Below are 7067 nucleotides of genomic sequence, written 5' to 3' on the forward strand. Positions count from 1 at the left end.
GCCTTTCTGTTTGGGGCGCCCCGCTGGCGCTAACTGTGGTGCGGCGTTGCCCCGGCGCCGCCGGGGGGTCCCGGGGGTCGGGGTGGTCGCCCCGGGCGGCGCGAGCCGGGACCGGTTCTGGAAGACCATCACCGAGGGGCGGACCGCCACCCGGCGGATCAGCTTCTTCGACCCGTCGCCGTTCCGGTCGCAGATCGCCGCGGAGTGCGACTTCGACCCGGTCGCGGCGGGGCTCAGCGAGGCCGAGCGTCTCCGGGCCGACCGGTACGTCCAGTTCGCGCTGGCCTGCTCCGCCGAGGCGCTCGCCGACGCCCAACTGGTGCTCACCGACGCGGAGCGGGACCGGGCCGGGGTGGTGCTGGGCACCGCTGTGGGCGGCACGATGGCGTTGGAGCAGGAGTACGTCACGGTCAGCGAGCACGGCCAGCGGTGGCTGGTCGACGCGGCGCGCGGTGGCCCGTACCTCTATCAGGCGTTGGTGCCCAGCAGCCTCGCCGCCGACGTGGCCTGCCGGCACGGGTTGCACGGCCCGGCGCAGGTGGTGTCGACCGGTTGCACCTCGGGCATCGACGCCATCGGGTACGCCCACCAGATGATCGTGGACGGTGAGGCGGACGTGATGCTGGCCGGCGCGTCGGACTCGCCGATCTCGCCGGTGACCGTGGCCTCGTTCGACGCGATCAAGGCGACCAGCCCGGACAACGACGACCCGGCGCACGCCTCGCGTCCGTTCGACGCGGACCGGCACGGGTTCGTGCTGGCCGAGGGTGGGGCGGTGCTGGTGCTGGAGGAGGCCGGGCACGCCCTGCGGCGGGGGGCGCACATCTACTGCGAGGTGGCCGGGTACGCCAGCCGCAGCAACGGTTACCACATGACCGGGTTGCGGCCGGACGGGCTGGAGATGAGCCTCGCCGTGACCGATGCGCTCACGCAGGGTCGGATCATCCCGGAGCAGGTGTCCTACATCAGCGCGCACGGTTCGGGTACCCGGCAGAACGACCGGCACGAGACGGCCGCGTTCAAGCGGGCGCTGGGTCAGCGCGCGTACAAGGTGCCGATCAGCTCGATCAAGTCGATGGTGGGGCACTCGCTGGGTGCGATCGGGTCGATCGAGATGGCCGCGTGTGCCCTCGCGATCGAGTTCGGGGTGGTGCCGCCGACGGCGAACTGGAGCACCCGGGACCCGGAGTGCGACCTGGACTACGTGCCGAACGAGGCGCGGGAGGTCCCGGTGGACGTGGCCCTGTCGGTGGGCAGCGGGTTCGGCGGCTTCCAGTCGGCGATGGTGTTCCGCCGGCTGCCCGGGAGCGTGGCGGCGTGAGCGCCGCTGAGCAACACGGCGGCGTGAGCGCCGCTGAGGATCGTGCCGGCGTGAGCGCGCCCCAGCAGCGGGACGGGGTGAGCGCTCCTGCGGCTCGGGCGGTGGTGACCGGCATCGGTGTGGTCGCGCCCAGTGGCATCGGCGCGGACGCGCACTGGCGTACGGTGCTGGCCGGCACCCGGCGGACCGGTCCGATCACGTTGTTCGACCCGTCCGGCTACCCGACCCGCAACGGCGGGGAGGTGCCCGGCTTCACCCCGGACTCCTACGCGGACAGTCGACAGTTGGTGCAGACCGACAGGTGGACGCACCTCGGCTTCGCGGCGACCCGGCTGGCGCTGGCCGACGCCGGCCTGCCCGAGCGGGCCCCCGACCCGTACGGGTACGCGGTGACACTGGCCAGCTCGTCGGGCGGCAACCTGTTCGGTCAGCGGGAGCTGCAACGGCTCTGGGGCGGGACGTCGCGCACGGTCGGGGCGTACCAGTCGATTGCCTGGTTCTACGCGGCCAGCGTCGGGCAGCTCTCCATCCACCACCAGTTCAAGGGCCCGAGCGGGGTGTTGGTCGCGGAGTCGGCCGGCGGGCTGGACAGCCTCGCGCACGCGGCCCGCGCGGTGCGCCGGGGCACACCGGTGGTGATCGCCGGGGCGACCGAGTGCCCGCTGAGCCCGTACGCGTTGGCGTGCCAGTTGCGCTCCGGTCTGCTCAGTGAGGTGACCGACCCGGAGCGGGCGTACCTGCCGTTCGACGCTTCGGCCAGCGGTTACCTGCCGGCCGAGGGGGGAGCGGTGTTCGTGGTGGAGGAGTTGGGGCACGCCCTGGCCCGGGGCGCCCGGGTGTACGGCGAAGTCAGTGGTTGGGGTTCCACCCACGACGCCGCGCACACCACGGCGGACAGCGCGGGAGACCCGGCCCAGTACGCGCGGGCGATGCGGTTGGCCCTGGACCGGGCCGGCGTCGCGGCGGCCGGGATCGACGTGGTGCTGCCTGACGCGCTCGGGGTGTACCGCTACGACCGCAGCGAGGCCGAGGCGCTGCGTGCGGTGTTCGGCGACCGGCCGCCTCCGGTGACGACGCAGAAGCCGCTGACCGGGCGGGCGTACCAGGGTGGGTCGGCGTTGGACGTGGCTACCGCGCTGCTCGCGTTCGCCCACGACACGCTGCCGGCCTCGGCGGGCCCGGACGAGGTGGCCGACGGGTGCGAGCTGGACTTCCTGCGCGAGCACCGCCGGCCGCGCAACCGCCTCGCGCTGGTCTGCGCGCGGGGCTTCGACGGCTTCAACAGCGCGCTGGTCCTGCGGGGTGCCGCGCCGACGATGGGAGAAACATCATGAGCGAGCAGCGGGCCCGGGTGGTCTTCCTGGTGCGGGTGCCGGTGCCGCGCACCGAGGCGTTCCTCGCCGCCTACGAGGAGGTGCGGCATCTGGTGGCCGGAGGAGTGCCGGGGCACCTGGTCGACCAGGTGTGCCGTTCGTCGACCGACCCGGAACAGTGGTTGATCACCAGCGAGTGGGCGAGCCTGGCCGACTTCGAGACCTGGGAACGCAGCCCGGAGCACCGGGACCTTGTTCGCCCGATGCGGGAGTGTTTCACCGACGCCCGTTCGCTGCGTTTCCACATCCACGCCCAGACGCCCGCCCTGGCCTGACGGGTCCGCGCCCGCCAGGATGGCCGCGGCGCTGCTTCCAAGATCAGGTGATGAAAAATAGTTGTCAGGACCGTCCCTGACCTACTTTTCATCACCTGATCTTGGGCCGGAAGGGGTGCCACCACCGGATCGTCCACGGGGTGAGGTGATCGCTGAGCGCGTAGGGTCCTGGACCCATGAAGGTACTGATCTCTGTGGATCTGGAGGGCATCTCGGGGATTGTGCATCCCACCGAGACGAACCCGGATCGCTACGACTACGAACGCGGTCGGGCGCTCATGACGGCCGAGGCGAATGCGGTGATCGCCGGCGTGCTCGACGCCGAACCCGCCGCGGTGGTGTGGGTCGCCGACGCACATGGACCGTTTCGGAACCTCCTGCCGGAGGACCTCGACCGGCGTGCTCACCTCGTGCGAGGTAAACCCCGCCCACTGGGCATGCTCGCCGGGTTGGACGAGCACACCGATGCCGTTCTGCTCGTCGGCTACCACGCTCGGGCCGGTGCCGGGCCCGCCGTGTTGGCCCACACGATAAGTGACGCCGTCCTCGACGTACGGGTGGCCGGACGATCGCTGGGCGAGATCGGCCTCAACGTCGCCATGGCGGGGCACCTCGACGTGCCGGTCGTGCTGCTCAGCGGAGACGACACCGCCTGCGCGGAATTCAGTGAGCTGGTGCCCTCGGCGGTCACCGTCGCCGTCAAGCAGACCCTGGGTCAGGCCGCCGCGGTGGCCCTGCATCCGCAGGAGGCACGGGAGCGGCTGCGCCACGCTGCCGCCGAGGCCATCGCACGGCGCGCCTCGATCGCCCCGGTGACGATGGCCGGGCCGTTGGACGTCGAGGTCGACCTCTACGGCCCCTACATGGTCGATCTCGCAATCCTGGTGCCGGGCGTGGCCCGTGTCGGCGGCGGCCGGACTGTCGCCTTCCGCGCCACCGATGTCGCCGAGACGTACCGGCTGGTTCAGCTGCTGGTCCAACTCGCCAGCATCAAACCCGGCTAGCCGCTGTCGTCGACGCGCCCCGGTGTGGCGTGGGTCGGTGCTACGAGTGTGCGGACACGGTCTGGCAGAAGGCGTGGTCGACCAGGTCGTTGAGGAGGTCCTGGCGGGTCGCGGCCAGTTCGGGGTCGCCGGTGTTGGTGAAGATCGACACGGTCAACCGACGCCCGTCGTCAGTGAACGCCGGCTCCACCTGGTATCCGAAACCGGTGCCGCCGTGTCGCCAGTAGCCACCGCCGCAGGACAGCGGGATCCAGAAGATGCCCAACCCGTACCCGGACCCGACGGGGGAATCCGCCGCCGCGACAAGCGTGCGCATCTGCGCCTGCTGCGCCGGCCGCAGCAGGCGGCCTCCGGCCAGGGCGGCCAGGAACCGGTTGAGGTCGGACGCCGTGCTGGTCATCGACCCGTCGGCGCCGCTGTCCAGCCCCCGGATCGCGATCGTCGTGTCTACCAGCGGACCGCCTGGCGTGAACTGCATGTGGTTGGTGGCGTGCGGCGCGGGCAGGTCGCGCACGAACCCGGTGCGGGTGCGCCGCAGGCCCAGTGGTCCGGTGATGCGGGCGTCCACCTCGCGTGCCCAGCTCCGCCCGGTGACCGCCGTGATCAGCATGCCGGCGAGGACGTAGTTGGTGTTCGAGTACGACCAGGTGGTGCCGCCGTGCGGGTGGCCCATGGCGATCGTCACGAGCTGCTCCGGCGCGTACGGCCTGTCCCGCTCCCGCAGGTAGGACTCGGGCGTGACGTAGTTCCCGATCAGGTCGGACGAGTAGTCGTACAGGCCGCTGGTGTGCTGCAGGAGCTGCCGCACCGAGATCCGCCGACCGGCCACCACACCCGGGAGCCACTTGTCGACCTGATCGTCAAGCGTCAGCCGCCCTTCGCCGACGAGTTGCAGCACCACGACCGCGGTGAACGTCTTGGTGGTACTCCCGATCCGCAGATACGGGTCGTGCGGGACGTCCCGGCCCGAGCGGACGACCCTCGCGCCGGTCCGCGACTCCAGACGGGCCAGGACGCCCGTCACACCTGTCGCCCGCAGCGCCTCGACATCACGCCGGAGCTCACTCGGTGTCGTGGCGCCACCCGTCGCCACCAGCAATGTCGCTGCCGCTGCCACCGCAAGAGTTCGCATGGCCTCCACTATGGTCACCGGCCCGGAGGTCATCACTCCGGCAAGCCCCCCGGTGGTGCTCCGGCTAACCCCACCGCCGCGGGTCGGTATCACCTCGACGGCCGGTGCGTCTCGATTGATCGACGCCATCGGCCGTCCGGTTCAGGCCGCGCGACAGTGGTACGAGGCGTCATGCCTCGGTGACACTCTGCCGAGGCACGCGCCTGATCCTGCCCGCCGAACGGGCTGTCGGCAATCCGGCTGGCCGCTTCTTTTGATCCATCCATTTGCATCTAGCAATGGTCCTGTGCGCGTCGTATGGTTCCCCGCAGCACCCCAACAAGCGTACGTCATGGGCGTATTTGCCCTATTTGATGCTGGGCGGTGAACGGCAGTGACGGCAGAAGATCCTACGGCGACGGACCCCGGATGGGTGGACGAAATCCTGTTCGCCGGCCGTTCTACCGACATTTGTCTCCGTCTGCCCGAGCCCATCGATCGGGCCACTCTGCACCAGCTGGTCACCACCGCGCAGGGACGGCTCGTCGCGGCCGGACTGCGTCCGGGTGGCGCTGCCGCGCTGCGGCTACCGCCGTCGCTGGCGTACGTGGTGAACCTGCTCGCCACCTGGCGCGCCGGGGCGCAGGCGATCCTGCTCGACCACCGGTTGACCGACCACGAGGTGGACCGCGCCCTGGTTCGGCTCACCCCGCAGGTGGTGGTCGCGCCGATCCGCAGCGGCAGTGGCGCGTTGCGGATCTTCGTCGACGTCACCGAGGGCGTCACCCCGTACGCCGACAGCCCGGCGGTCAGCGGCCACGCCGTGATCCAACTCAGCTCCGGCTCCACCGGACCGTCCAAGGTGATCGGTCGCACGGCAGCGGACCTGGTCGCCGAGGTGCGCCGCTACACGCAGATCGACGGGGTCGCCCTGCCCGGCGAGCGGATCATCCTGCTGCCCTCGATGGTGCACGTGCTCGGCCTGGTCGGTGGCCTGCTCTACGGGCTGCACGCCGGGGTCGAGCTGGTGCCGCCGCAGCGGCTCAGCGGTGACGCCGTACTGGCCGCGATCGCCGCCGACGCGACACCGGCAACAGTGCTGGGTGTGCCCTTCCACATCGGACTGCTCGCCTCCACCCGGCCGGCCGGCCCGCTGCCGCAGCTACGGCGGATGACCACCGGTGGTGAGCTGGTGCCGGCCGCGGTCGCCCGTGCGTTCACCGACCGGTACGGAGTTCCGCTGGGCAACATGTACGGGATGACCGAGGTCGGGGTGATCGGCACCGACCTGCACGGGTCGCACCGGCCGTCGATCGCCCCGGCTCCCGGCATCGAGGTCCGCGAGTCCGGCGGTGAGCTGTGGGTGTCCTGCCCGGCGTCGCCGTACGTCGGGCTGAGCGACCCGACCCGCTGGGCCGACGGCTGGCTGCACACCCGCGACGCCGGCACCGTCGACCCCGACACCGGCCTGGTCACCGTGCGCGGTCGACTCGACTCGCAGGTCTCCGTGGGCGGCATGAAGGTCGACCTGACCGAGGTGGAGGCGACAGTCGCCGAGCTGCCCGGGGTGGCCGCCGCGGTGGTGGTGTGGGACGACGGCATCACCGCGTACGTGCAACCGGACGGGCCGCTGTCGGAGGAGACGCTGGACAAGCTCCTCGCCGAGCGGTTGGCCGGCTACAAGCGCCCTCGGGTGCTGCGCCTGCTCGACCAGCTGCCCCGCACCACCACCGGCAAACTGGTCCGTTCGACCGACGCGCTGCGCTCGGCGGCCACGTCGTGACCGGGCCACTGCACCACCTCGATCTTGACCTCGACCTGGGCCGTCGCGTGCACCGCGACGGCGAGGACGACATCTCCGCCCAGCGGCGGGTGACCGACCCACAGGGGCCATGGATGCGACGATCCTGACCAGCACCGGGAGCGCCGTCATTCCAGTTTGTGCACGTGCCGACGGAGCCGCCGCTGTTATCCGAAAGCGAT

General features: G+C 71.3%; 7 protein-coding genes. 6 read left to right on the forward strand and 1 reads right to left on the reverse strand.

Annotation, left to right across the window (positions count from 1 at the left end; translation table 11 throughout):
- The first annotated feature begins 46 nt into the window (after window positions 1-46).
- The 4 genes from ACWCO3_RS29005 (at window position 47) to ACWCO3_RS29020 (ending at window position 3973) form a co-directional block, all read left to right on the forward strand.
- On the forward strand, window positions 47-1321 hold the full coding sequence (locus tag ACWCO3_RS29005) for a beta-ketoacyl-[acyl-carrier-protein] synthase family protein (protein ID WP_450013062.1): 1275 nt from the start codon (window positions 47-49) through the stop codon (window positions 1319-1321).
- A 77-nt stretch (window positions 1322-1398) separates the two neighbouring features.
- Window positions 1399-2655: a beta-ketoacyl synthase N-terminal-like domain-containing protein gene (locus ACWCO3_RS29010; protein WP_450013070.1), complete on the forward strand. Its 1257-nt coding sequence runs from the start codon at window positions 1399-1401 to the stop codon at window positions 2653-2655.
- Complete coding sequence (locus ACWCO3_RS29015; protein WP_145781511.1) at window positions 2652-2969, forward strand: antibiotic biosynthesis monooxygenase family protein; 318 nt, start codon at window positions 2652-2654, stop codon at window positions 2967-2969. The genes ACWCO3_RS29010 and ACWCO3_RS29015 overlap by 4 nt, the downstream gene beginning before the upstream one ends.
- Before the next feature lie 176 nt (window positions 2970-3145).
- Window positions 3146-3973, forward strand: a complete 828-nt coding sequence (locus ACWCO3_RS29020; protein WP_450013064.1) for a M55 family metallopeptidase — start codon at window positions 3146-3148, stop codon at window positions 3971-3973.
- A 40-nt stretch (window positions 3974-4013) separates the two neighbouring features.
- Here the strand turns inward: ACWCO3_RS29020 and ACWCO3_RS29025 are convergent, their stop codons facing one another.
- Complete coding sequence (locus ACWCO3_RS29025) at window positions 4014-5105, reverse strand: serine hydrolase domain-containing protein (protein ID WP_145781516.1); 1092 nt, start codon at window positions 5103-5105, stop codon at window positions 4014-4016.
- Between the two features lie 412 nt (window positions 5106-5517).
- On the opposite strand from ACWCO3_RS29025, the gene ACWCO3_RS29030 reads away from it, so the two are divergent.
- Complete coding sequence (locus ACWCO3_RS29030) at window positions 5518-6867, forward strand: class I adenylate-forming enzyme family protein (RefSeq protein ID WP_450013066.1); 1350 nt, start codon at window positions 5518-5520, stop codon at window positions 6865-6867.
- Window positions 6864-6995: a hypothetical protein gene (locus ACWCO3_RS29035; RefSeq protein WP_450013068.1), complete on the forward strand. Its 132-nt coding sequence runs from the start codon at window positions 6864-6866 to the stop codon at window positions 6993-6995. The genes ACWCO3_RS29030 and ACWCO3_RS29035 overlap by 4 nt, the downstream gene beginning before the upstream one ends.
- The last annotated feature ends 72 nt before the right edge of the window (window positions 6996-7067 follow it).

The sequence above is a fragment of the Micromonospora sp. NPDC002411 genome, from assembly GCF_053592955.1.

Excerpts from the sequence above, each read along its gene's own strand:
- ACWCO3_RS29015 (WP_145781511.1), top strand. The coding sequence starts at position 2,652 with ATGAGCGAGCAGCGGGCCCGGGTGGTCTTCCTGGTGCGGGTGCCGGTG.
- ACWCO3_RS29020 (WP_450013064.1), top strand. The coding sequence starts at position 3,146 with ATGAAGGTACTGATCTCTGTGGATCTGGAGGGCATCTCGGGGATTGTG.
- ACWCO3_RS29025 (WP_145781516.1), bottom strand. The coding sequence starts at position 5,105 with ATGCGAACTCTTGCGGTGGCAGCGGCAGCGACATTGCTGGTGGCGACG.